The sequence below is a fragment of the Mucilaginibacter phenanthrenivorans genome (assembly GCF_024721155.1).
GTDB classification, from domain to species: Bacteria; Bacteroidota; Bacteroidia; order Sphingobacteriales; family Sphingobacteriaceae; genus Mucilaginibacter; species Mucilaginibacter phenanthrenivorans.
In genome coordinates this window covers 115,805-140,123 of the sequence record NZ_JAHVAP010000009.1, presented here as the reverse complement: position 1 = coordinate 140,123, position 24,319 = coordinate 115,805, and the positions used below count along the sequence as shown (strand labels likewise).

The 24,319-nt window shown below is 41.1% G+C and carries 20 protein-coding genes; 9 read left to right on the top strand and 11 right to left on the bottom strand.

What is annotated here, in order from left to right:
- Positions 1 to 312 precede the first annotated feature (312 nt).
- Genes KXD93_RS21830 through KXD93_RS21820 form a run of 3 tightly spaced genes read left to right on the top strand, consistent with a single transcriptional unit; the run spans position 313 to position 3,079 of the window.
- Positions 313 to 1,299 (top strand): hypothetical protein, encoded by a 987-nt coding sequence (locus KXD93_RS21830; protein ID WP_258139487.1) that lies wholly within the window; start codon positions 313 to 315, stop codon positions 1,297 to 1,299.
- Positions 1,299 to 2,372 (top strand): restriction endonuclease, encoded by a 1,074-nt coding sequence (locus tag KXD93_RS21825; protein WP_258139486.1) that lies wholly within the window; start codon positions 1,299 to 1,301, stop codon positions 2,370 to 2,372. The genes KXD93_RS21830 and KXD93_RS21825 overlap by 1 nt, the downstream gene beginning before the upstream one ends.
- A complete protein-coding gene (locus KXD93_RS21820) occupies positions 2,372 to 3,079 on the top strand; it encodes a Cthe_2314 family HEPN domain-containing protein (protein WP_258139485.1) in 708 nt (235 codons plus the stop codon). Before KXD93_RS21825 ends, KXD93_RS21820 begins: the two co-directional genes overlap by 1 nt.
- Before the next feature lie 107 nt (positions 3,080 to 3,186).
- On the opposite strand, the gene KXD93_RS21815 is transcribed toward KXD93_RS21820, so the two are convergent.
- On the bottom strand, positions 3,187 to 3,792 hold the full coding sequence (locus KXD93_RS21815; protein ID WP_258139484.1) for a hypothetical protein: 606 nt from the start codon (positions 3,790 to 3,792) through the stop codon (positions 3,187 to 3,189).
- Positions 3,793 to 4,270: 478 nt separating this feature from the next.
- Here KXD93_RS21815 and KXD93_RS21810 point away from each other — a divergent pair, with 478 nt between their 5' ends.
- Complete coding sequence (locus KXD93_RS21810) at positions 4,271 to 4,462, top strand: hypothetical protein (RefSeq protein WP_258139483.1); 192 nt, start codon at positions 4,271 to 4,273, stop codon at positions 4,460 to 4,462.
- A 50-nt stretch (positions 4,463 to 4,512) separates the two neighbouring features.
- The gene (locus KXD93_RS21805) at positions 4,513 to 6,072 is read left to right on the top strand and encodes a Fic family protein (protein WP_258139482.1); all 1,560 of its coding nucleotides are present in this window, start codon (positions 4,513 to 4,515) and stop codon (positions 6,070 to 6,072) included.
- Positions 6,073 to 6,153: 81 nt separating this feature from the next.
- On the opposite strand, the gene KXD93_RS21800 is transcribed toward KXD93_RS21805, so the two are convergent.
- Complete coding sequence (locus KXD93_RS21800; protein WP_258139481.1) at positions 6,154 to 7,461, bottom strand: tyrosine-type recombinase/integrase; 1,308 nt, start codon at positions 7,459 to 7,461, stop codon at positions 6,154 to 6,156.
- A 544-nt stretch (positions 7,462 to 8,005) separates the two neighbouring features.
- On the opposite strand from KXD93_RS21800, the gene KXD93_RS21795 reads away from it, so the two are divergent.
- The gene (locus KXD93_RS21795; RefSeq protein ID WP_258139479.1) at positions 8,006 to 8,866 is read left to right on the top strand and encodes a sigma-70 family RNA polymerase sigma factor; all 861 of its coding nucleotides are present in this window, start codon (positions 8,006 to 8,008) and stop codon (positions 8,864 to 8,866) included.
- 52 nt (positions 8,867 to 8,918) lie between these two features.
- Here KXD93_RS21795 and KXD93_RS21790 read toward each other — a convergent pair whose 3' ends face one another.
- The 7 genes from KXD93_RS21790 to KXD93_RS21760 form a co-directional block, all read right to left on the bottom strand.
- Positions 8,919 to 9,845 carry a Dyp-type peroxidase gene (locus KXD93_RS21790; protein ID WP_258139478.1) on the bottom strand — a complete coding sequence of 309 codons (927 nt, stop codon included), beginning with the start codon at positions 9,843 to 9,845 and terminating at the stop codon, positions 8,919 to 8,921.
- A gap of 129 nt (positions 9,846 to 9,974) precedes the next feature.
- Positions 9,975 to 10,361 carry a group III truncated hemoglobin gene (locus tag KXD93_RS21785; protein ID WP_258139477.1) on the bottom strand — a complete coding sequence of 129 codons (387 nt, stop codon included), beginning with the start codon at positions 10,359 to 10,361 and terminating at the stop codon, positions 9,975 to 9,977.
- A 137-nt stretch (positions 10,362 to 10,498) separates the two neighbouring features.
- Positions 10,499 to 11,095 (bottom strand): DUF4202 domain-containing protein, encoded by a 597-nt coding sequence (locus KXD93_RS21780; protein WP_258139476.1) that lies wholly within the window; start codon positions 11,093 to 11,095, stop codon positions 10,499 to 10,501.
- A gap of 74 nt (positions 11,096 to 11,169) precedes the next feature.
- Positions 11,170 to 12,642, bottom strand: coding sequence for a rubredoxin domain-containing protein (locus KXD93_RS21775; RefSeq protein ID WP_258139475.1), 1,473 nt, complete (start codon positions 12,640 to 12,642; stop codon positions 11,170 to 11,172).
- 3 nt (positions 12,643 to 12,645) lie between these two features.
- On the bottom strand, positions 12,646 to 16,155 hold the full coding sequence (locus KXD93_RS21770) for a nitrate reductase (RefSeq protein ID WP_258139474.1): 3,510 nt from the start codon (positions 16,153 to 16,155) through the stop codon (positions 12,646 to 12,648).
- Between the two features lie 21 nt (positions 16,156 to 16,176).
- Positions 16,177 to 17,472, bottom strand: a complete 1,296-nt coding sequence (locus tag KXD93_RS21765) for an MFS transporter (protein WP_258139473.1) — start codon at positions 17,470 to 17,472, stop codon at positions 16,177 to 16,179.
- A 46-nt stretch (positions 17,473 to 17,518) separates the two neighbouring features.
- Positions 17,519 to 18,868 carry a hypothetical protein gene (locus KXD93_RS21760; RefSeq protein ID WP_258139472.1) on the bottom strand — a complete coding sequence of 450 codons (1,350 nt, stop codon included), beginning with the start codon at positions 18,866 to 18,868 and terminating at the stop codon, positions 17,519 to 17,521.
- A 451-nt stretch (positions 18,869 to 19,319) separates the two neighbouring features.
- On the opposite strand from KXD93_RS21760, the gene KXD93_RS21755 reads away from it, so the two are divergent.
- Positions 19,320 to 20,012: a Crp/Fnr family transcriptional regulator gene (locus KXD93_RS21755; protein WP_258139471.1), complete on the top strand. Its 693-nt coding sequence runs from the start codon at positions 19,320 to 19,322 to the stop codon at positions 20,010 to 20,012.
- A gap of 4 nt (positions 20,013 to 20,016) precedes the next feature.
- On the opposite strand, the gene nirD is transcribed toward KXD93_RS21755, so the two are convergent.
- On the bottom strand, positions 20,017 to 20,367 hold the full coding sequence (nirD, locus tag KXD93_RS21750; RefSeq protein WP_258139470.1) for a nitrite reductase small subunit NirD: 351 nt from the start codon (positions 20,365 to 20,367) through the stop codon (positions 20,017 to 20,019).
- A gap of 46 nt (positions 20,368 to 20,413) precedes the next feature.
- Positions 20,414 to 22,903 (bottom strand): nitrite reductase large subunit NirB, encoded by a 2,490-nt coding sequence (gene nirB, locus KXD93_RS21745; RefSeq protein WP_258139469.1) that lies wholly within the window; start codon positions 22,901 to 22,903, stop codon positions 20,414 to 20,416.
- Between the two features lie 311 nt (positions 22,904 to 23,214).
- On the opposite strand from nirB, the gene cobA reads away from it, so the two are divergent.
- A complete protein-coding gene (gene cobA, locus KXD93_RS21740) occupies positions 23,215 to 23,952 on the top strand; it encodes a uroporphyrinogen-III C-methyltransferase (RefSeq protein WP_258139468.1) in 738 nt (245 codons plus the stop codon).
- A 4-nt stretch (positions 23,953 to 23,956) separates the two neighbouring features.
- Complete coding sequence (locus KXD93_RS21735) at positions 23,957 to 24,307, top strand: DUF7009 family protein (RefSeq protein ID WP_258139467.1); 351 nt, start codon at positions 23,957 to 23,959, stop codon at positions 24,305 to 24,307.
- The last annotated feature ends 12 nt before the right edge of the window (positions 24,308 to 24,319 follow it).

Genomic DNA, 24,319 nt, shown 5'->3' with positions numbered 1-24,319 from the left:
AAATGAGCAGAAAGTTTCACTAACAGCACGTTATTTTTAAAAAAAATTCAGATATATTCTTTTGAGAGCGTATAACCATTTCGCAATCACCAGAGAATAAGTTTTTGAAATTTATTTTCTTATATAGGAAGCAGCTGATGCAATAAAAAATGTTCGCCGCCCAGGGAACATTTCCTCAGCTATTGTTTACCCAATGGCAGGTGAAAAATTGGGATGTATTATGATACCCTTACCTTTGTGGATAATAAAAAATCCGCCAGCTGACCAAATATTATATTTTTACGTTCGGGAAAAAATAATCCGGTTAATAATATGCCTAAACTCACCTCTGAACAAAGAAGGCTGGCTTCAGTAGATTTAACATGTACATACCTCGATAATTACTATTCCGAATGGCGATATACCAAAGTATTGACTTTGCAAAAACTCATTAACAATCGCTACGAGTTTTACGCCGATCTTGCTCCCCAGGTAAAAAGTGACCGGGATGAAACTGGAGAGGCCACCATTGCGCAGGAAATTCAAAACGGTTTATATTTCGATACTATTGCTCAGTGTATTCAATATATTGAAGACCTGTTTGCGTTGATCAGGGCATCCAGGCAACCAGAGTTTTTCATCAGGAACATTATAACCTATAAAGCTGGCGAGGTAACAAACTTTATTAAATCTTTTAAAGCCGAAAGAAAGCATGTAGCTGCGGCTTTTCATTTCCCCGATGACTTGCCTTACGATCGGGAAAGCGATCAGATAAAATATACCGAAGGTGCCGAGAGGCTAACTGGTTATATTGCTGAACTGGTGCAATTTTATAAAGATTATGATTTTTTTTATAACCAATATAAACATGGACTTTCAGTAGCCATGCGTCCGCTGGGTAATATATTTACAGCTGAACAGGTTGCCAAGGATAAAGCCGGGGAGATGCCACCCTTCCTCGCTGCTTATGATAACATGAATTTAGCGGCGGGCTTTAAAAAAGGAACTGCAAAAACGACCCATGGAATCTTAATGTTGGGTTTTACGGAAAACGTTATGCCCTATATTTCTCAATTGGGAGAAGAGAATAATTATCTACGTTTGGCCAACCCGGCAGACTGGCCGCACTTTCATCTGGATATTTTAGTGCAAAAAGCGCTGATGACCAAATGTTGCCTGCAATTGTTTATTTTCAATTATGCAGGTAAAATCAAACCGGGCGGGACAACCTTCACATTTCGGCTTCCAACTGATTACAAGACTAAAGAGGTAACACAATGTAGTTATGTTAGCAAACCGGAAGAATTTAAAAAGAAGTGATGAGTATTAAACCTACACAGACTACCAACAGGCCTCCATTTTCTGTTCTTGATCCATCGAGATTTGAAGATATCTGCTTTATGCTACTTGAAGCAATGTATAACTGGCATGAATTAATCCATATTGGCAGAACTGGTAGCGATGGGGGCGTTGATATTAAAGGCACTAAATTGTTACCTGGTGGTAGAAAGGAAACATGGCTTGTCCAGTGTAAGCGTCATGCAAAGGTTAGCCAGGGCGACCTGAAATCAATGGTCGATAAAATCATTGTCAGTCAACCTATGCCTGATTACATCTTATTGATCGTATCCTGTGATTTGACTAAAGCTAAATATGAATATATCAATAACTACTACCAGGAACTTGGTGTTCCTGAGTTGATTATTTGGACGGCGACCTCTTTAGAGGCATTTTTATATGCTCACCCAAAAGTTAAGGCTGTCGCTTTTGGTGATGATTCAGGAAAGGAAAAGCAAACAAAGACTAATGCCCAGGAAATCATCAGGGGTCTGAAGATGAAAGATAAATTGCTTAAAGCAATCCTGAACCACAAAGCCTTAAACAATCCGGCCAATAGGGATAAAATATTCAATGATCCCAGTTTGAAATTTATCAGTGAGGATGTTTATATACGGTCTGTAGATGATCGCACCTATCCCAATATGCCGGAAAGGCAAAATGCTAAAATCAGTCCCTGGTTTCGTTCGTTCTTTCACGATACTTATCATAATGGCATAGAGCTTCACCTTTCCGCTGCCATAGGGGCCGATATCATTATGAACAAAGATGGGTATTGGGAACCTATACGCAGTTCTGATGATGAGCGGTTAAAAAGTCCTTTATACAGGGTAGTACCTGTCAAATGTATTGGCAGGATTCCTTATTCAGGTATCGCCGCCTTTATTACTGATGGAGATGAAATGACGTCCTGCCCGCATTTATTTTGTTTGTTTGATCACGATGGAATGCCTTATGAAGAGATCTACTATAAATTTCAGGGCAATAAAAATAATGGCTTTATAGAATGGGATGTGGACCGTTCCAAGCAAACAGTATTTCCAAAGATCAAATAATGAATGAGACAGATATAGATTTTAATACACTTTCCCTCTTTACAACGCCCGTTGGAAGGATAGTGCAACAATTCATTACCGACATGTATTTGAAAAAACATGAACGGACCAGTGAATACGCGCTATACCTGCAAGATCTTAACGACATTATGACCAGCATCAGCCAGAGTTTTGATGATATTACATTAACCATTAAGTTGATCCGTTTTGCTCATCCAAAAATTAAATCATTCAAGATGACGAAGGTTGATCGTGGCGATTATATCAAATACCATTTCGAGAATTACTTTTTTCGCCTGCCCAAATTAAAAGACCAGGTTTTGCAATTGCTGAACCAAGTTTTTCGAATGGGGTTGTCACAATCTCAGGGGCTGGAAAAGAAAGTACGCGCCCACCCGGTTGTACAAAGTAAAATGCTTTATTTGTTCCTGGATTATTTTGAGGAAGCTTTTGTTATGATCAAACCGCTTCGTGACACGATTGCCCACCGGGGCGATTTGGCTGATTCAGACATGACCATGCTGACAGCCTACCAGTTAGCACCCTACGATCAGGAAGTTTATGAAATGCGACTTAGAATTATGATTAGCAAAGCTGAAATCTTTGAAAAGAACCAGGGAATAATGAAACAGGCGGTCATTATACTATTGTTAGCTTTGGAAGAAGAATTTAAACCGATACTAAATTCACTTTCTAAAATACCCTGATCACAACAAAGTATAAATGGTTTACACAAATGAATCAAATTTGGCCTGCCAAATACAATATTGCAGAGAAGAACCTGTATAATCGGACAATGCCTGTTATTGGTGATTCAGGATTTTGGGTGCGTATAAATCAGTTTGCGATAATTGCCCTCAAGACCCTCGCTGGCTTTGAAGAGGGCAGCCTTCTTTACAAAGCCAGAGGCCTGGTTTTGCATTTCGATTTCTTTAAGTTTTTGGGCGCGGTTTCGTGCGAAAATAAAATTGACAATGTAATCTTCCGAGAGCAGTTGTAGCTCACGGGAGAATAAACTATCGGCTGAGACTTCTGCCCCAAGGCCTCCTAATACCCGAATCAGTTCAGCAAGGTCTTTGTCCATCTGATAAGCGACCTCTGCTATCGTCAGGCCAATAAATTGATGGGATAGCGCACACTCTTCTTTCATTGCCTTTCTTCCTATCGTTAATTCTTTAACAGTGGAGGTTTTGGCTTTGCTGCTGCTGGCAGTCACTGTGCTTTTTTGATTTTGTTTATACAGGCGTAATTTCAGAAAAGCTTCCTTGCAATAAAGCTGGATTTTCATTTTCCGGATTTCCATGACCACCTCCAGTTCCAACTGTTCCATTTGGGCATCCCAGGGCAGGGGTTCGAGGTCGGCAATCAGTTCATCAACTTTTGCTGTTGTATTGATCGGTAAATAAGGTCTTAGATTCATAGACAACAATGCTGGACTATGATTTAAAATTAATTAGTTTTTTCTGAAAGTACAAGTTCAAAAAATGAATGTTCCGATAAGTGAATCCAACTGCCATAAGGCCTGTGCCTGTTAACCGGGACTTTACTTTTCTACGGATTTCCTGCCTGCGATTCCTCTATAAAACAGGTTCTATGAATATTGGATCATTATTACTTTGACTCCGGTTCGAATAAACTATAAAACTTATTGGGTTGATAATTGGTGGCTTGTGGCGTAAAGTATATTTTGTCCTGTAAGGGTATTGTGAGTATTGCACTGGTTAGAGGATGGACTTCCGGTAGGGCGCTTTCAGGATGTTCAACCGTGAGAAAAACTTGAACACCGGCTTTACGTCCGCTATCTATTAGTTGTTGTAAAACGAAGGCGGCTGATTGATCATCCAAAACGTGCTTCCTTAAAATAACCGCAAGATCCTTTAAAGCAGCAACCGGCTCCAGTGCGATTTCAACATCCAGATAAGGGAATTTTTGTAAGTGCCGTTAAGACACGATTTGAAGCTGCTCAGTCTGCTGGTAAGCATGAAGTTGCTTCTCGTGATACTGATGATTATAATTATCATGCATTTGATAATTATAATTTTAGTACATTTGATTATTATAATTTAAACACTGCTAATAATCATAATTAGAGCACGGATTCTTTATGGGGAATTTATGCTCGCAATCAAATGGAGCAAAAATGGCAACACCAGCAGAAAAATTAGCGGATGCATTAGAAGTACTGCATGCCCTACAAAATAAAGGTATCGTAACGATACATACTAGCGACATCAGCACAGTTTACAGGCAGCGATTAATAAAGAACGGTTTCCTTAAGGAAGTGCTCAAAGGTTGGTATATCCCATCAAGCCCCGAAGAAATGCCGGGCGATAGCACGTCCTGGTATGCTAACTATTGGGAATTTTGTGGTCGGTACATTGGCGAAAAGTACGGTGATGGATATATTCTCTCCGCTGATTATTCTTTGCAACTTCATTCCGGTAACCAAACGGTACCGGCGCAGCTACTAATCCGCGCACCTGATGCTTCTAACTTTAAAACTGACCTGCCCTTCCATACCTCACTGTTCCATATGAGAGGAGAACTGCCGGCAGCTGAACTCAGAGAAAAGCGAAATGGTATCATGGTATATACCTTGCCTGCTTCACTATTATTTTGTAGTCAATCGATCTTTACCCAAAGCCCAACGGACGCGCGCGCCGCCCTGGCTTTGATAGGCGATTCATCCGAAGTTCTGACTATCCTGTTAAACGGGGGCCATACCACTATTGCCGGGAGATTAGCCGGTGCGTTCCGGAATATAGGCCGCGACAGGATCGCAAACGATCTATTGAAGGCCATGAAAGCCGCTGGCTATGATATCAGGGAGACCGATCCTTTTGAAACAAAGATTGATGTGGACCTGTCGTTCAAAGAGCGTTCACCTTATGCGAATAGAATCAGGTTGATTTGGAATACCATGCGCGATGCAGTGATAGCCGTGTTCCCCAAGGCCCCTGGTATACCAAAGGATAAGAAAGCCTATCTTAAAGCGGTCGAGGAAGTATATGTCACTGATGCCTATCACTCCTTATCCATCGAAAGATACCGGGTTACACCTGAACTGATCGAAAAGGTACGTAGTGGGCGGTGGAACAGCGAGGCCAATAAAGAGGACCATGGGCAAAAGGATGCGATGGCAGCACGCGGTTACTGGCAGGCATTTCAGGTTGTTAAAGAAAGTATCCGGAAGATTTTAGAAGGCGCAAATGCCGGAACTATTGCCGACGAAGAACATCAGGATTGGTACCGGGAATTGTTTGGGCCGAGCGTGACTGCTGGCATATTAAAGGCCGGTGACCTGGCAGGTTACCGGACTAACCAGGTTTATATTGGCGGCTCTAAGCATGTGCCGTTAAATGTAACGGCCCTGAGGGATGCAATGCCATTGCTGTTTGAACTTTTAGCCAATGAGCCGGAAGCATCCGTAAGAGCAGTATTGGGGCATTTCGTTTTTGTAAACATTCATCCTTATATGGATGGAAATGGCCGGATGGGCAGGTTTATGATGAACGTCATGCTGTCCTCTGGTGGATATCCCTGGACGGTCATTCCGGTTGAAAGGCGGGCTGAATATATGAGTTGTCTGGAAACAGCCAGCGTAACCGGTGATATTACGCCATTCGCAAAATTCATAGCAGAATTAGTACAACTTGGTATGAATGGTGAACCGGCGGCGACTTTGACTAATATTAAATAGTACTTAACTTGTAGATTCTGATAATATACGTTCAGGAGGCTTTAATTTTGCAAGCGTCACTTGCAAAATTAAAGCCTTTTGTTAAACACGTACCCGTCTTGCAACCCGTTTTGCGGCGACGGCATTTCGTTTACTTTTCGGTTCATCAAAATTCATCAGCATATCTGCCATTTCTTTTTTGGTTTCACTTTGAAATCCTGCCCAATAATTTTGAGTTGTGGCAAGAGTAGTATGACCTAATGCTTCCTGGGCAAATTCCATGCCTTGTCGTCTAGTTACCTGTGTGGTAAACGAGTGCCTGGCTTCCATTGTGCCGTTAATTTCCATTCCATTGGCATTGGCCAGTTTTTTCATATGCTGGTTAATAAACCGAACGAAGTTTTGATTTGCTTTATGACGTTCTTTAGCGTCCATGCCGGGGGTGAAAACTGGGAAAACATAATCGCTTGGCTTCCCTTTTTTATTTCCGTATTTTTCAAATACTTCTTTAACATATTCAGTAATCGGTACAATGATCGGTTTAGGGTCTTCTTTCGTTGTCCTAATAGTCTTATGTCTAAGGAATGAGAAGTAAGTCCCGTGAAGGTCTTTGAACTTTAGTTCAGAAATGTCCCTAATGTTCATTCCATTGCACTGATAACTAAAGAACCAGAAGGCTTTCGCTTTTTCCTGGAAAATATTGCCTTTTACATCTAAATTAAACAACTTTTTGAGGTCAGGAGCTTCAATCGCTTTCTTCGTGTTCTTCCCGGTTGGAATCTTATACTTTTTAAAAGGATAGATTTCCTGATCGATGATTTCGTCTTCGATGGCCTGATTAAAGATCTTGCGTAAGGCCCGTAGATAAATACCTACCGAGGTTCTGCTGTTATCCTGAGCAACCATCCAATTCTCGTAATTGTTTAGGAACTCCGGGGTGATCATATCGAACGTAATTACTTCAATGGGGTTTTTGCGTTTATAGTTGATAAACTCTTTTATAGAATTAATGCTGCAGGTATAGCTGGAGGACGTGCCTGTTTGATCGTTTTTATCGAGTATTTTTATATAGTCATTGTAATGGTCGATGACGTTATTCATTGAAAGTCTTGCCGTAAACAGTAACTTCTCGAATTTTTCAAAGGAGAATACTTTTAAACTCTCTGCCGCCTCGTTAGCTTTAGCTTCAACAGAGGCTAGTTCAATTTTTAAATTTTTATAGTATTCTCCTCTTGGTCTTATAGCCTTATAAGAGTTTTCGAAGTCGTCAATTGACATGCGCATTCCTGTAAAGAAATAGCGCTGGATACCATAATAAACCTGGATTCTAACCGGATAAACGTCATCAGTGGTAGCCTTTCTGGTGTCTTGATATAGTGAAATTTTTGCCTTTTTCGTTATCTTTTCCATATTTCAGTCTATTTTCGCATAGTATATTTAAAAATACGGTACAAAAATAAGCCTAATGACATCAAAAACCCAATATTTACTCTTTTTTTTTCGCATAGTTTTCGCATATTTTAGCCATAAATAACGATAAAAATCGATAAACAACGAAAAGTAAAAATTTGTTAAATATTTGAATATCAATAAGTAAAACAGAAAATGTAGATATCGAAAAGTGCTTGATTATGACTGTTAATCAGAGGGTCGCTGGTTCGAGCCCAGCCTCAGGAGCAAAAAGCCTCACAGAAATGTGAGGCTTTTTTTCTTAAAGTTTGTTAGATTTGTTTTCGTTAATCAGACTTGCCGGTGACAAGGACTCCTAACTTCTTGACATTCAATCAACACTGTTTTTTAGTTCTGTGCGTATATTTGTACGTTAAAGATTTTTAAATATCCTTTCTTCCGCAGGCATCAGCAAGTCGCTGTAACAATAAAGAGAATAATTCTGCTTTTCGCGCATTCTAAGGCACTGGATCTTTAGCATTCACTTAAAAATATATTTTCATAAATGAGGCAACTTAAAATTAGTGAGTCGATCACCAATCGTGAGACAGCGTCGTTGAATCAATATTTGTCAGACATTGCAAAGATTCCGATGGTTACTCCGCAGGAAGAAGTGATCTTAACACAAAAGATCAGGGAGGGCGACCAGGCTGCGCTGGAAAGATTGACGACTGCAAACTTGCGGTTTGTGGTATCTGTGGCAAAACAATACCAAAGTTCCGGTCTAACACTCGGCGACCTGATCAATGAAGGCAACCTTGGCCTGGTCAAAGCAGCTAAGCGATTTGACGAAACAAAAGGATTTAAATTTATATCGTATGCAGTGTGGTGGATCCGTCAGTCTATCCTATCGGCTATAGGCGAACAATCACGGATGGTGCGGTTACCGTTAAACCAGGTGGGCGATCTTTCTAAGATCTCTAAAGCCGCTTCTAAATTGGAGCAGGTTTATGAAAGGCAGCCGACTCCCGAAGAATTGGCGGAAGATCTGGAAACGACCGTAGAAAAGGTAAGCAATTCATTGGCGCATTCAGGCAGACATCTGTCCTATGATACCCCTTTTTCCAGTGAAGAAGATAACACATTGCTTGATGTATTACAAAGCGCTGAGCCTGGAACAGACAATGAAATGATGAACGAATCCCTCAGTATTGATGTATCCGATACCATGCGTGTACTTGGTGACAAGGAAAGGGAGGTTTTAGAACTGTTTTTCGGGTTGAAAAACCAGCACGCACATAGCCTGGAAGAGATCGGTGAAAAATATAACCTTACCCGCGAACGGGTGCGGCAAATAAAAGATAAGGCATTGGAAAGGCTGCGTCACAGCACCCGTTCAAGAACGCTGAAGACTTACCTGGGATAATTAAAGTGGAGAGAGCGTACTAAAACGGGAGAAAAGACAACATATTCAAAATTTAATCTGATGAAAGCTCATCAATCATGTCAAACGTTGGTACAAAATATAAACTGCCCGTTTTCGGTGTGCTGAAATCCAGGATCCTGTCATAATTTCCCTCGGGATTACCGATAAACATATTATCCAGCATTTTTTGCACGGTGCTGAATGTACTTGCATAGGCTATAAAATAAGTACCCATTTCGTTGGTAGACATATTGCCAAAGGGCATATTATCACGAACTATTTTAAGTTCGTCGCCAACGTTGGCCAATGCTATATGAGAATTTGAGGGTTTTACATCGTCTGCCATTTCTATATCATTCGATTTGGACCGGCCAATCACCTTTTCCTGTTGTTCGGTAGAAAGTCCCTTCCAGGCAGTTAGGTCATGAATGTATTTTTGTACAAAAAGATAACTTCCTCCTTTATAACCGGGATCATCGTCTCCTATCATACCGAAGAGTTCCCTATCCTGGCCCTGGGGGTTTTCGGTACCATCAACAAAACCTAAAATAGAACGGCTATCCCAATACCTGAAACCATGAACTTCTTCTGTACTGACAGCTACGGGGGCTAAAGTATCTGATATTGCGGATGCCATATCATAGCAAATACTGGTGTTATCAGCCCGGATATGAAAATGCAGGTCCCCTTTGGAAGACACCGCAGTGTGTTTCCCGCCAACCACAGGAACAAAATTCACCAATTCCTTAGGTAATGGAGTGGGAAGCTGAAGCCGAAGCCATGCATCATGTCCTATCCCCATCACACAGCTTGCCCTGGAAACAGGGAAACGTACATTGGCCGAATTATTAAGGTTGATAAGCAGCCGGCAAACCTGGTTGAAAGTGGTTCTAACCTCTAGGTTATCCTTAAAATTCCAGGCCATAAATATGGTATTGTCGTTGGTGTAGTCTGTTACATTCTGTGAGTTCGGGTTCATAAGCGGATGATGTATACCTGTGGTGTCAGGTACGAAAATAAACAAAATCGCGAACTGTATTAATACCGACGTTTAATTCTGTTCTAAAAAGTTGAGTCGTCTTTTTTACATTCTTATCTGAATGTTTCATTAAACAATTACTTTTCCCGGGTTGCCGTTCATGTTTCTTAATTTATGAACAAACAGTTCAGCCATTAGCTGGGCTCTATGCATTGCGTCTTCTGCCATTAGGCCCTCAAAATGATCATTTATTGTTGCAGAAAATAGTTCCAGCCAACGATCAAAATGCTCCTGCGAGATTTGCAATGGTGCATGTTTGGCAAAAGGATTTCCCTTAAAGCCTGGGACGCTAAATAAAGCAGCATTCCAGAATGCATACATTTTGTCGAGATGTGGTTGCCAATCACCGGTAATCACTGCGGAAAATACCGGGCCTATTAATTCATCGCTACGCACCTTAGTGTAAAACTCATCTACAAATAGCTTTATATCTGCTATATCTTCAATATCTTTCATTTAAGTTTTCTGTTTAATCGCTATGATGTTATCTGTTAGTTCGCAGCCGCGGACTTTTTAAACCGATTGAAAAGCTCAAATAACGATCACCAGCATAGATAGATAAAAAGGTTGGCGTATGAAGGTAATTGTTTAGCCTACTGATTCTGTTTAATGTTATTTAACGCTTCATTAATGTAAGCAAGGCCTTTTTCTGAAAAATTTAAAGTGAGTGCAAACTGATGCCCATGATTATCCATTTTCAATAATGATTTCCTAAGTATGTTTACCACTTTTTCTGGCGGATGTTTAGGATGAAAATCTTCATATTGAAATTCAAGAAACACTAAGCAGAGTGCGTTCTCCATAGTTTGTACATCTGCATCAACCTTTAGTTTCTGCTTTAATATTATTTGCCTTACGCGGGTAATTTGAGCATCATTATATCCGGCTTCTGCCATAATTGATGATGCTTTTTCAGCATGAAACAATGCAAGGTCCTTGCGCCATTTTAAATAGGCATCCCTGCCATCCGGGTAACTTTCACGCGGAATTTCCCATCTGCCAATGTGCTGACTGCGCGATGCTAATAAAAGCTCTTCACTTGCATCGGGCTTTAATTTTAGCACCCATTCATGCAATTTTAATGCTAAGAAATATTCCTGCGGATAGGCAGTACCATCCCAGGTAAATATATGCGGGTCTTTTTGGTTGTATGTATCAAATCCCTGGAACGCTTGCAGTAATTTACTCATAATCGATAATGAAGAAACAATAAAGTTAGGAATTAATAGTACTTATAGCTTGAGGCCACCATAATTTACCGCTGCTAATTCTTACTAATATGATGGACCTGCTTCTCCACGGCTATAAAGCAATCTGATCGCGATTCACAAACGGGACATTCATAGTCGCTGATGGCTTTAAAATCGGTGCCTACAGGTATTCCGTTAACAGGATCTCCGTAATTTTTATCGTAAATACTGAGGCAGTTTTTACATTGATAAAGCTCAATAATTTCTACGTCGTTTTCTATTTCTGTATCCTCCGTATTTCCCGGGTGCAGTAAGACACTATTATCAATTAATAGCTCATAATAAAAATTACATAATTCTATTAGTGACTGCCCTAAAGAGCCGGCGGGTAACTTTTGTTTATAAACAACAAAATCCTTTGAGTTGGGGTTAAAATCCCTGGTATGCAGGATGTCAAATAAGCCGGCCTTTACCTTCTTAATAATTATAGAAGCAAGCAACCCGGTTTTAGGCTGCATTTTTATAGCAAAGCAAAGACGATAGGTTCGCAAATCATATTCTTCGAATTCTCTTACCAACTGTTTTTTAAGCTCAAGGCTTTCCTTACATAAATTTTCGAGCTGCCAGTTTAACTCATTAGCGGCATGCCGCACATTTATCCTGTAATTGTTGAGGACAAACCCCCAGTCTTTACGGTCGGCTTCATTTATTCCCTTTATTAAAAATGATTTCCAGGGGGTTGTGTATAACTGGCCTACGCGGGTTTTAAGGCATATGGAACAAACATCTTTTAAAAAAGCTATCGGAAACAATTCATTACGCCGGTAAATGCCGAGCCAGTATTTGTCATTCAGATATTTATTAAAGCCCTCATAGTATGACAGCGAGAAATCCGGCAATTTTAAGGGCTCGGCTATTTGCTGGTTTATGAAGTTATTGCTGGTAATGACTTTTTCATAAAACAAATTGTAATTGATCTCTGGCTGATCATAAAACAATTGCTTATTACCCAATATAGCTTCCTGCGAAACTTTGCAGAAGGTTGGGATATCATCTGAATATACCAGGCAAGGCCAGCAATACAACTCATTTGTTTTTGGAAACCGGATATACAGGTACCAATAATTACTTACGTCGGAACTTATAAAGTTAAAGTTGCCGCTGAAAAACGGCACAAAGGTTTGGTGCTTGTCCACCAGGTTCACCTTCAACTCCGGCTGAAAATTAAACAAGTCGAATATATCCTTGTACACACCCTCTTTAAGCCAGCTTTCTGTATTAAAAATATTATCGGTTACATACGAGCTGATGATATTAGGGAACTGATCGCTGTTGATCTCGTAATCAATTGCCGCCTGCAGCATTCCCATTTCCAGGTCTTCGAGCCGGTCTTGTGGGATACAAAAGTATAACTGCTGCCTGTTGCCAACGCTTATGGCATTCGCACCGGCGTTTTCGGCTATCTGCAAAATTTCATAAAGGTCGCCGGCAGATATTACGCCTCCCGGTAAATTGATCTTTACACAAAAAGTTTCCATTTTTTCCATTTGTTAAACCGTTGTTTTCAAACTTTCCTCCAACAGGCGCTTTACTTCAGGCCGGCACGATCCGCAGCCTGTACCCGCACCGGTAGTGTCGCACAATTCCTTTAGTGTATGGCAACCGGCTTTTATTTTGTTACCTATGTTTTCGCTGCCGACGTTATTACAACTGCAAACCAGTTTACCCAAAACGGGTTCAACCTTGTTACCACTTCGTAATAGCTGCAATCGCTTTTCATTCAGTTCAGTTTTATTACCAATAAGCGCTTTAAATTCCTGGAACTCACTTTTGTCGCCAATAAGAATCGTACCCACCAGCTTGTCCTCGTGAATGATGCATTTCTTGTAATAGCGTTTTGCCTTATCGATAAAAACTATCTCTTCATAGGCCTTGTCGTCCGGGCATTCAGACAAGCCAATACTGCACAGGTCAAAACCGTGGATTTTTATGATATTCATGAATAAGCTGCCTTTGTAATAGCTTGCAATATCACCGTTCATATATTTGGCCACTACCTCCGCCTGTTGCTCCGCGGCTGCGGTAATTCCATAAAGTGTGCCCTCAAATTCAGCTATTTCGCCAATGGCATAAATCGCCGGGTCATTCGTTTGCATTCTTTCATTTACAATAACACCACGTTTTATGGTCAAGCCGCATTCCTTTGCAATTTCCAGGTTAGGTGTGGTGCCGATAGCCAATATCATAGCATCACAATTTATTTTACGGCCACTCTTTAAGCCTATCCCGGTTAATTTCGACCTGCCGTAATACAGCTGTACTTCGTCGTCGTAATATATGTCGCAGCCCTGATCGGCCATTTCTTCATGCAATAGCTGACTGCCCAACGCATCTAATTGTCTGTTTAAAAAACGTGATGTGCGATGAATAATGGTGATTTTCACGCCGATCTCGCGTAACGAGGCAGCCATCTCCAAACCCAGTAATCCGCCGCCAACTATTACCACGTGCCCGTTTTTTGGCACATGTTTTTTAAAGTTGTCAGCGTCGTTACGACTGCGCATACTGAATATACCGGGCAACGAGGGTGTGTTTTTAGGTATCGACGCCCTGCTGCCTGTAGCTATCACTAAAATGTCGTAGGCGGTTCTTATTCCACGCGAATCGGTAACCTGTTTGTTATCCCGGTCAATTTTTTCAATACTGATGCCTCTTAAAAGCCTGATATTATAGCTGGGTTCCTCGCTGTCTTTCATTTTTACAAGCTGCTCCCATTTCTGCTCGCCACTAATGTAGTCCGGTAACATTACCCTGTTGTAAAAAGGATGATTCTCCTTGCTGAAAATAGTTATCTCATCGTCGGGATTTAATTCCCTGTATGATTTTACAAAGCCAAAGGCACCCGCGCCCGCGCCAATTACCACAATACGCTGGAACGGCTTTACATACTTTTGCACGTTAACGGCGCAATATTTAAAGTCAGGCTCTTTTGAAATGGGGTCAACCAGGTCGCTGGTCAGGTTGTTGGCCCTGTTAAGGTCACTTCCCAATATTTTACCCCAATGCATGGGCAAAAACACGACACCTTTTTTTATTTGAGGCGATATTTTTGCCTGTACCCTCACCTCGCCCCGCCGGGATGTAATAACTGCAATATCCAATTCTTTTAAGCCTAATATTTGGGCGTCATCAGGGTGGATCTCTAAAAAAGCTTGTTTATAATGCTGGTTAAGCTTATTTACCTTGCCTGTTTTACTCATGGTATGCCACTGATCGCGGATACGGCCTGTGGTTAATATCAGCGGGAAATCATTATTTGGCATTTCGCTGGTCAGTGTATCAGGAACCGCGCTGATGAGGGCTTTTTTTGATGCCCGGTAAAAATTATGATCAGTGAATAACCGGGGTTTACCATCCGGCGGGCCCTTCTTTTTGTAGGGCCATTGTACAGTTTTCCGTTCCTTTAAAATTTCATAGCTCAACCCACTTATGTCGATATTGGTATTGCGGGTTAATTTAACATGCTCGGCATAAATGGCTGCGGGATTTTCAAAATCAAACCCTTTGTAACCCATTTTGCGGGCAAAGCAGCAAATTATCTCTGCATCAGCAATAGCTTCTCCGGATGGCTCCACAATTTTGTTCAGGTAACTTATCCGTCGTTCGGAGTTGGTCATTGTGCCTTCCTTTTCGGCCCAGGCAGCAGCGGGCAGTATCACATCGGCATAAGCCAAAGTTTCCGGCTTATTGCTGATCTCCTGCACCACAACAAATTTTGCCTTTTTCAAGGCTTCTTCAGCCAGCCGCACGTTTGGTAAACTGGTTAAAGGATTGGTGCACATTATCCAGATAGCTTTTAAACGCCCATCGTTTAATGCCTCAAACATTTCGGTGGCTGTTAAGCCGGGCTTGGGTTGAATTGGCTTACTGCCCCAAAACTTTTGTACTTCTTCCCGGTGCAAAGGGTTGCTTAGGTCGCGATGTGCCGGCAGCAGGTTGGCTAAGCCCCCAACTTCCCGTCCGCCCATAGCGTTTGGCTGACCTGTAAGCGACAGCGGCCCTGAACCCGGCTTGCCTATATGGCCGGTTATAAGGTTTAAGTTTATAAGGCTCAAATTTTTATTCACACCAATGGCGCTTTGGTTAAGCCCCATCGTCCACATGGTAATAAAGCCCTTTGCGTCGCCAATGTATTTTGCTGCAAGGCGGATATCGCTCTCGGTCAATCCGCATGTTTTTGCAGCATCAAACAAACTATTACTAAAAACTATCTCGCTATAAGCTTCAAACCCTTCGGCGTGGTCCTTTATAAAATTAAAGTCGATATCACCATTCTCTATCAACAGCCTGCCAATAGCATGATTTAGAGTGATATCCGTTCCCGGGTTTATCTGTAGGTGCAGATCGGCATTTGCGCATGAATCAGTAACCCGCGGATCGACTATTATGATTTTTACATCCGGGTTAGCCGCCTTATGGGCCTCCACTCTGCGCCATAATATAGGGTGGCACCACGCGGGGTTGCCACCCATTATAAGTAAACAATCGGCAAGTTCAATGTCATCGTAGCAAACAGGCACGCTATCCTCGCCAAGCGCAATTTTATAAGCGGCAACAGCGCTACTCATGCAAAGCCGGGAATTCGTATCGATATTATTGCTGCCGATAAATCCCTTCATCAGCTTATTAACTACGTAATACTCTTCAGTTAAACACTGGCCTGACGCATAAAAGGCAACGGAATCGGGCCCATACTTATTGATGAACGTTTTAAATACAGCTGCTGTCCTTTCCAGTGCATCATCCCAGCTAACACGCTGCATGGGCATGTTTTTGTTATACCTCATCTGCGGATAAAGCAGCCTGTCGCTTTTATCATTTACGGTATAATGCAGGTTAAGCCCCTTACTGCAGAGCATTCCCTTATTAACCGGATGATCTTTATCGCCGGTAAGTGTTATACTCCCATTTTTTTCCTTATTAACAACCACGCCACAGCCAACCCCGCAATAACAACAGGTACTGGTTAACTGATTTACAGGTTGCCTTTTCAACGCCATAGCTTAATTTTCTGCAAGTATTTATGCTGCTCCGCTTGCCAGTGGTGTAGCAATGCTCACATCGGAACTGCTTGTTTTTTGAAATCGTGTTATAAATATGATTAATGATACGGCTATCACAATAAACCCTATATAGGTGAATGCCTGTACATAGGTGATGGATGATGATTTAAACAGAAAGCCAAACATCATTCCGCCAAAATTGCCGCCTGCGCCTACAATGCCGCTAACCAGCCCCACATTTTTTGTGTTTACAAAAGGCACAATACCAAAGGTGGCGCCGTTTGACATTTTAAGAAAAAGCGCAAATGTTAACATGGTAATTATAGCCACCATAAGTGAACCTGCCTGCGCAAATAATACCAGTCCAAGGCCCTCCAAAAGCAACATGCCAGCAAGTAACAGCCCCTTTCCACGCATCCCAAACTTGCTGCCTACCTTATCAGATACGATACCGCCCAGTGCGCGGGCAAACAAATTCATGAAACCGAATATGCCGGCCCAAAAACCCGCTGTGCTTTGCGAAAGATGAAATGAATCAACAAAATGCAGGGACGCCACGTTATCGAAGGTTAACTCCATGCCAAAACACATGGCATAGCCTATGGTTAACGCCCATATTCTCCAATCGGCTAAAACCGACCAATCTGTTTTTGTTGATTTTCCGGCATTGTAACCTACTTCGTCATAATTGCCATTGGGGGTGTCCTTCGTGTATTTCCAATATAAAAAGGCGATAATCAGCATCATTACTCCCGGTACTATCATTGCATATCGCCAGGCTTCAGATTTTGTATAACCAAAGCCAACTATGGCTGCAAAAATTAAAGGCATTACCATATTGGTTACACCGCCGCCCAGATTGCCCCAGCCGCCTGTTATTGCATTTGCGGTTCCTTTTAATTTAGGCGCAAACATCATAGAGGTGTGGAATTGCGTAATAACAAATGATGCCCCTATTATGCCAATAGCCAGGCGAAACAATAAGAATGTTGTATAGCTGTGTGCCAGCCCTACCAAAAAAACAGGCAGCGAACCTATCAGCAAGAGCCTTATGGCTGTTTTACGCGGGCCCCAGGTATCACAAAGCTTGCCTATAAAAAGCCGGGCAATTATGGTTGCTGATACCGATGCGATGATGCAATTGCCAACCTGCCCCTTAGTTAAATGAAGTTCTGCCCGGATGGTGGGCATTAGCGGAGCCAGGCCGAACCAGCCAAAAAAGCAAACAAAAAACATTAGCCAGGTAATGTGAAAGGTCTTCATTTGAACTCCGTTCAATGAAAATATATTGAGTTTAGTAAGTTGATTTTCCATAAGTTTATTTATTAGCGTGTAATCGTCTATTCAAATAATTCTGTTTTTATCTGCCGAACTGAAAGAAAAAAGTTAGCCGGTAAACCAAAATGTGATTTTCGGGCACATATCCGGTAGTACCAGGTGCTCTTTCATCCTTGTAGTCAATAAACCATAGATTAGGCATAAAATGAATGTTTTTGGCAGGCGTAAAATCTAAACCGGCTGTAGCAAAGTGTTCTTTCGTATACGGGTTGTAGGCTGTTAAATTGGTGTTAGGTGTATATACGTTTGCAGCATTAAAATCGTCGTCAGGATTATAGCTGTCATAGCGGGCGAAGAAGCCTAATTTATCTTTATAAATAGCACCGTGTGAGTAAATTGAGATTGCAAATACCTGTGCATTTTCCGCCGTTTTAATGCCGGCTTGGGTAGCTGTAACCCCATTTTTCACATGTTGGGTGTAAGCTTCTAAACCGAAAGTAATTTTAGGGGTAGTCCAGGCTGCAAATCCTTTTATCATGTTGTGCTCCTGTTGACCTATAACTGGTGTTGTAGCAGTTGCAGGGATAGTTGGATTTGTAGTGATATAATCGGCATAGAGGTCAAATATTAAACGCTGACCCATAAATTTTGCATAAACATCACCATAAAACGCTTTGTAAAAACCTGTATTGGCATTAGCCGCCGATGATAGAGTGGCTGTAGAATTATTGCCGATCATTACATTGTAACCAAAATTCTTCGTGGTTGGGTCGAAGGCTCCCTGGAGGGAAGCGCCAACATCATAAGCGTTTGTGCGATGAAAATCTGATATCGTCCTTTCAATTGAACGGTAACCCCAAATCTTTTCTGTTAACATAGGGAAAGCTGGCGTGAGCATTTCTCCAATCACGAAATCAGTTCCGTTCCATACACCTTTCCATCGGAGGTCGAAGTTTTTTATGTAGAACGCCATTTTGTTATCAGCAAGATTGTCGCTATTGGATATGGAAGTAGTTCCGGATGGCGCTGTGTTTCCTGAAGGTTCAGAAGCCAAAAGAATTTCAGCGGTGAATTTTTTATTGATGTCGTAATCATAACCTAAATAAATACGACGAAACTGGTAAGCATTTCTGTTGGCAGGCACCCCTGAATAATTGGTTTCACCCCCTCTGCCCGCTGCATCTGCATGTTGCAGGAAATAAAAATCACCAAAAGCCAGCCCCCATACGCGCCTTATTGGCTTCCATGAGGTATCGGCTTCTACTGGTTTGGTGGTATTTGTTAAATTCGAAGGAGGATGGTCTGATTTTACACCAACATTGGCGTATGCTATTGGAGAATTTTCACTATTTACTTGAGCATTTGCTGTAAAGTATGATGAAAATAATAGAATAAGTCCAATAGTGCATTGGTTTGATACATTTTTGTACATTTGAGTAAGTTTTTTATTTGTTAAAGCAATGAAAACTGTTTAACCCTGTCTGGGAATGCGACCTCCCGGCAGGGCTTTTTTGTATTTTAATTTCTTGTTTTATCCATAAGCAATAATTTGTGGTCTCTATTTTAGTGTTTGTTGTGATAAATATAATTCATTTAATGTTTTTAATCAACTTTAAGGCTTAAAAACCGTCACTTTTATGATAGAAGCAATAATCAATATAAAAAATGTATTAAAAATGAGAAAATTGTAATGTTAAAATTGAATTTTTAATTTTTGGATCATTATAAATGGCTTAATTAATAAAATTATGATCCGATTAGTTGCAGATTATATTATTTATATCATTTTTTAATGAATAATTTAAATCAATCTGGCTAAATGGCTTATAATTGCATTGTTTATTGGTCGTAATATTGAAAAAGTTGAATAAAATGCCTTGCATATGAAAAAAAAGCTAATTACATGCGATATGAATAGCTGCTTTTTATGCAGAAACTGCCTTCCGGAATGGAAAGGGGCAATTGCTGCCAGCAAGAAGAATTTTTTCGTGAAAAAGAATGAGGTGATTTTTAAGGAGGGGGATCCTGTAGAGGGGATTTATTTTGTATTGAGCGGCACTATTAAGGTGCATAAAAAATGGGGGCATGACAAGGAGGTGATCTTAAGGTTTGCATCAAATGGCGCAATATTTGGTCACCGGGGGCTTGACACTAAAATATATCCCATATCGGCCACAGCACTTGAAGACGGTATTGTCTGTTATTTTGACCTTGATTTTTTTGAAGCCAGTTTAAAAGTCAACCACGAGTTTACTTATAAATTGATGATGTTTTTTGTAAAGGATCTGCAGGAATCGGAAACCAAGATGCGTAATCTTGCTCATATGCCGGTTAAAGGCCGCGTGGCGCAAGCTTTAATATACCTGGATAAACAGTTTGGGTTAAAAGAGGATGGCTTTATTAATATCAGGTTATCCCGGCAGGACCTGGCATCCTTTATTGGGGCTACTTATGAAACTGTATTTAGAGTGATAAATGAACTGCTGAGTGAAAAAATAGTAGCTGCCCATGATAAATACCTTAAAGTTATAGATAATGAGAAGCTACTATTGTTAACTACCAGCGAAGAAGTTTAGCGGCTTAAATAATTCCTATATACACCTTGCCATCCAAAACCTGCACAGGGTAAGTTTTTATTTGTAATTCGTCACCACTGAGGCATTCGCCGCTTAATAGCGAAAAGGTTTTTTTATGAAATGGACACGCTACTTTAGGCTCGCAACTATCACCCTCGCTGCCTATCATCCCACGGGATAAGACCATCTGTTGCTTATGCGGGCAAAGATTTTGCGTCGCAAACCATTCACCACGACGGGTAAAATTATATATAGCTATTTGTTCGTTACCATGTTTTACACATGCCCCGCCATTACTGGGAACGTCATCAGTATAGCAAGCCAGTACCCATTCAATATCAATTGTCGTTTCCATATTAATTTTTGAAGTTTTCTAATTAACTAATCTTTAAAGTCTATCGCTACCATTTGGCTTTTACCTGTTCCCGCATCGGTTCAAATTTTATCGCCGGGTTCTTTTCTTCTGGTGCGTTAACAAAATGAACGAAGCGTTTGCGTAGTTCATTATTTTCCACTACCTCCTTCCACTCACAATGGTAGGTGTTAACCAGGTGTTGCATCTCTTCTTCCAATTGTTCATTTATATCCAGGCTGTTGTTGATGATCACATTTTTAAGGTAAGCAATCCCGCCATCCATTTTATTTAGCCACGTTGCGGTCCGGGTTAGCGGATCGGCTGTTTTAATATAAAACATCAGGAATCTGTCAAGGTACTTTATGCAGGTTGCGCTATCAATATCTGTGGCTAAAAGTTGCGCATGTTGAGGTTTCGAGCCACCATTGCCGCATACGTATAAGTTCCATCCTTTTTCAGTAGCTATTATACCAAAATCCTTTGCTTGTGCCTCGGCGCATTCACGAACACAGCCGCTAACGCCCCCTTTTAATTTATGCGGCGATCTTACACCTTTATAACGTTCTTCAATTTCTATAGCAAACGAAACGCTGTCATGTAAGCCGTAGCGGCACCATGTGCTGCCCACGCAGCTTTTAACGGTGCGTAAGGATTTGCCGTAAGCGTGTCCGCTTTCAAAGCCGGCGTTAATTAACTCTTCCCAAATTGCGGGCAAATCATTTACGTGGGCGCCAAACATATCAATACGCTGCCCGCCGGTTATTTTGGTATAAAGCCCATATTTTTTTGCAACCTGCCCAATTACGATCAGTTTGTCAGGGGTGATCTCGCCGCCCGGAATGCGCGGTACCACAGAGTAGGTGCCCCCTTTTTGAATGTTGGCCAGGTACCGGTCATTGCTGTCCTGTATGGTGTCCTGTTTTACAATTACATCATTCCATAAGCTGGAAAGAATGCTTGCTACCGCAGGTTTACAAACTTCGCAGCCATCGCCCTTTCCGAAGTGATCCAATACCAGGTCGTAATTTTTTAGCTTATTGATCTTTACCATGTCAAACAGCTCCTGCCGCGAATAGTCAAAATGCTCACATATTACGTTCTTAACGTATTGGCCATTTGCCTTCATGGTGCCGGCTATCAAATCCTTAACCAGGGGAACGCAACCGCCGCAACCGGTTCCGGCTTTAGTGCATTTCTTTATATCGTCAATGCCGGATGCTCCTTCGTTTACCGCCGAGCAGATGGCAAGTTTACTTACCGCTTCACATGAGCATATTAATGCGTCATCAGGCAAGTTCATAACCCCGGCGCCTTCGCTGGCTTCACCGCCTCTTGAGCCCAATATTAAATCTTCGGGGTTAGGGGGGAGTAAAATCTTATTATTGACCGTTTGTAATAAAATATTGTACGCTTCCGCTTCGCCAACTAAAATACCGCCCAATAAGTACTTGCCATTGTTGCTGATATTGATGCGTTTGTAGATTCCCTTATGGGTATCCTCAAACACAATGGTACGACAGTCGGGCTCTGTAATAAAGGCGTCGCCAAAACTTGCCACATCTACACCAATCAGCTTTAGCTTGGTGCTCATGTCATAGCCATAAAAGGATTTATCACCTCCGGTTAAATGCGTTACTACAATATCAGCCATTTCATAACCTGGTGCAACCAATCCATATATCATGCTGTTGTAAAGTGCACATTCGCCTATTGCGAAGATGTGCTCATCGCTGGTTTGCATTTTTTCATTAACCACAATGCCCCCGCGGCTACTTGTTTGCAGGCCTGCCAGCTTAGCCAATTCATCGCGAGGGCGTATGCCTGCAGAGATCACCAGCATATCTACCGGTAATAGCGTATCATCATTAAATTTCAGGGCCTCTATTTTATCGCTGCCCGTAATTTCTGATGTGCTTTTGTTTAAATGGATGCTTAGTCCAAATTGCTTTAGTTTTGATTGCAGCATGGCGCTGCCGGCAGAGTCGATCTGCCTTGGCATTAAACGCGGCGCAAATTCAATAACATGGGTTTCCTTAATCCCCAGGTCAATTAATGCCTTTGCGGCCTCAAGTCCTAATAGTCCGCCGCCCATTACAGCGCCAACCTTTGCATTAACAGCATAGTCCCTGATCAGGTCAAGATCTTCAATAGTACGGTAAACAAACACGCCATTTTTTTCAATGCCCTCTATGTTGGGAACAAAAGGGGATGAGCCGGTCGCTAAAACAAGGTAATCGTAATTTATTGTAGCGCCTTTTAAAGAATGTACGGTTTTATCGATGCGGTTTATTTCCTGTATGGGATCATCAAGATGGAGGGAAATGCCATTGTCAGCATACCAGGATGAAGAGGAAAGTGACAGATCATCGGCAGACTTACCATTAAAGTATTCGCTAAGATGTACCCTGTCATAAGCAATTCGGGGTTCCTCGCCAAAAACAATGATATTGAACTGATTTGATCTTGATACAAGCTTTTCACAAAACTTGTATCCCACCATTCCATTTCCAACTACTACAATTGTTGGTTGAGACATATTCGTTTTTTTTAAATGTTAAAGCAATTAATCACGATAAATACATTCATGTTGCGACCAAAGCGTATTTACATAACAATAGTACTCAATTATATAATATATATCACCATTTTAGCAATGATTTATTTGTGTTTTTTAGTATTTTTATGATTTTAATAATATTTATAACAGTTTTAGTTAGTTTTTTACAATTTTTTTATGATGTAAATCATTTTTATAAGTTTAAATTTGATAAAGTTTATATAATAATTATGTTTTGGTAAAATAGATAAAATTTGAAGGTCATTTTTAACAAAATAACAATGTAAGTAATGAAAAATGGTGAAATATTTCCTGAATTGTTTGTTTTAGGCGCGGGTCCGGGCGATCCTGAGCTAATTACCATGAAGGGATATCGAATTTTAAAGGAAGCTGATGTTATATTGTACGATAATTTGGCGAATAAAGAACTTTTAGCCATCGCAAAAGATGATTGCGAAGTGATTTATGTTGGTAAACAGCCTTATGGCAGTTATACTCCACAGGAAACCATCCACGAGATGATAAAGCATTTTGCATTTACAAAGGGTAAAGTGGTAAGATTAAAAGGTGGTGACCCCTTTATTTTCGGCAGAGGGTTTGAGGAGATTATTTATGCAAGGGAGCATGGAATTAAAACTCACTTTATACCAGGTATTACCAGTATGCAGGCTTCTGGTTTTGAAGATATCCCGCTTACCCACCGTTCTGTAAGTGAAGGAATATGGATGATAACCGGCACAAAAAAGGATGGCACGCTTTCATCGGATCTGAAGCTTGCCATGCAAAGCAACGCAACAGTTGTTATTTATATGGGAATGAAACAACTGGCAGTAATTGCAGCAACATATATTGAACAAGGCAAAGGGGCAACACCTGCTGCAATAATTCAACATGCCTCATTGCCGCACCAAAAAATAGCTTCGGGCCTTGTAGAAGATCTGCCGGAAATGGCGGCAAATGGCGGTTTAACCTATCCTGCGCTGATACTTATTGGCGAAGTGGTGAATTTTCACTCAAAAAACACATAGATTTATGAAGATTCGAATTAAAGGCAATTCACTGCGTTACCGGCTTACTAAACCTGATATTGAATGTTTTTCAAAGGATGGGTATCTCGAAGAAGCTACTTCTTTTGGAAGCCAAAAATTGATATACGCGCTACAACGCTATCAGGACGACGAACTAATGGCTGATTTTAACGATCAGAAAATTGTGTTATACGTACCTGACTATATGGCTGATGAATGGACAACAACAGACCGCGTGGGTTTTGAAAACGACAATGGTCCTCTGTATCTATTAATTGAAAAGGACTTTAAATGCCTGGATAATGTGGCGGAAGACCAAAGTGATAATTATCCCAATCCATTGTCAAAAAAGTAAAATCCCGCATAA

Excerpts from the sequence above, each read along its gene's own strand:
- KXD93_RS21800 (WP_258139481.1), bottom strand. The coding sequence starts at position 7,461 with ATGGAAAAGATAACGAAAAAGGCAAAAATTTCACTATATCAAGACACC.
- KXD93_RS21815 (WP_258139484.1), bottom strand. The coding sequence starts at position 3,792 with ATGAATCTAAGACCTTATTTACCGATCAATACAACAGCAAAAGTTGAT.
- KXD93_RS21735 (WP_258139467.1), top strand. The coding sequence starts at position 23,957 with ATGAAGATTCGAATTAAAGGCAATTCACTGCGTTACCGGCTTACTAAA.
- KXD93_RS21795 (WP_258139479.1), top strand. The coding sequence starts at position 8,006 with ATGAGGCAACTTAAAATTAGTGAGTCGATCACCAATCGTGAGACAGCG.
- KXD93_RS21790 (WP_258139478.1), bottom strand. The coding sequence starts at position 9,845 with ATGAACCCGAACTCACAGAATGTAACAGACTACACCAACGACAATACC.
- KXD93_RS21830 (WP_258139487.1), top strand. The coding sequence starts at position 313 with ATGCCTAAACTCACCTCTGAACAAAGAAGGCTGGCTTCAGTAGATTTA.
- cobA (WP_258139468.1), top strand. The coding sequence starts at position 23,215 with ATGAAAAATGGTGAAATATTTCCTGAATTGTTTGTTTTAGGCGCGGGT.
- KXD93_RS21765 (WP_258139473.1), bottom strand. The coding sequence starts at position 17,472 with ATGGAAAATCAACTTACTAAACTCAATATATTTTCATTGAACGGAGTT.
- KXD93_RS21770 (WP_258139474.1), bottom strand. The coding sequence starts at position 16,155 with ATGGCGTTGAAAAGGCAACCTGTAAATCAGTTAACCAGTACCTGTTGT.
- KXD93_RS21760 (WP_258139472.1), bottom strand. The coding sequence starts at position 18,868 with ATGTACAAAAATGTATCAAACCAATGCACTATTGGACTTATTCTATTA.
- KXD93_RS21825 (WP_258139486.1), top strand. The coding sequence starts at position 1,299 with ATGAGTATTAAACCTACACAGACTACCAACAGGCCTCCATTTTCTGTT.
- KXD93_RS21785 (WP_258139477.1), bottom strand. The coding sequence starts at position 10,361 with ATGAAAGATATTGAAGATATAGCAGATATAAAGCTATTTGTAGATGAG.
- KXD93_RS21805 (WP_258139482.1), top strand. The coding sequence starts at position 4,513 with ATGGCAACACCAGCAGAAAAATTAGCGGATGCATTAGAAGTACTGCAT.
- KXD93_RS21820 (WP_258139485.1), top strand. The coding sequence starts at position 2,372 with ATGAATGAGACAGATATAGATTTTAATACACTTTCCCTCTTTACAACG.
- KXD93_RS21775 (WP_258139475.1), bottom strand. The coding sequence starts at position 12,642 with ATGGAAAAAATGGAAACTTTTTGTGTAAAGATCAATTTACCGGGAGGC.
- KXD93_RS21780 (WP_258139476.1), bottom strand. The coding sequence starts at position 11,095 with ATGAGTAAATTACTGCAAGCGTTCCAGGGATTTGATACATACAACCAA.
- KXD93_RS21755 (WP_258139471.1), top strand. The coding sequence starts at position 19,320 with ATGAAAAAAAAGCTAATTACATGCGATATGAATAGCTGCTTTTTATGC.
- nirD (WP_258139470.1), bottom strand. The coding sequence starts at position 20,367 with ATGGAAACGACAATTGATATTGAATGGGTACTGGCTTGCTATACTGAT.
- nirB (WP_258139469.1), bottom strand. The coding sequence starts at position 22,903 with ATGTCTCAACCAACAATTGTAGTAGTTGGAAATGGAATGGTGGGATAC.